Raw genomic sequence first — 248 nt, forward strand, 5'->3', positions numbered from 1 at the left:
ATAATCAGGAACATATCGGGCTTCGGGCTCGAAAAAACGGTCCTGAAGCTGGATAAATAATTTCCTGTTTAACTGGCTTAAATATTGAAGGTCTTTTTCAATTCTGGAAAAATCATAAACGTCTTTAGAAGTTTCCAATGCTCTCCAGTTGTAGACAATCTGTACACCGCCAATGTCTTTTCTGGTAATCATTTTTTCAATATTCTGCAAATCACCGGATGATGTGTAGATATAATTTTGAGGAGTCT

General features: G+C 36.3%; 1 pseudogene. It reads right to left on the reverse strand.

Annotation, left to right across the window (positions count from 1 at the left end):
* A pseudogene (locus tag SB659_RS20225) lies at positions 1 to 192 on the reverse strand (hypothetical protein); the annotation flags it as partial.
* Between the last annotated feature and the right edge of the window lie 56 nt (positions 193 to 248).

The organism is Arthrobacter sp. SIMBA_036, assembly GCF_046535135.1.
In the GTDB taxonomy this organism is placed as follows: domain Bacteria; phylum Actinomycetota; class Actinomycetes; order Actinomycetales; family Micrococcaceae; genus Arthrobacter.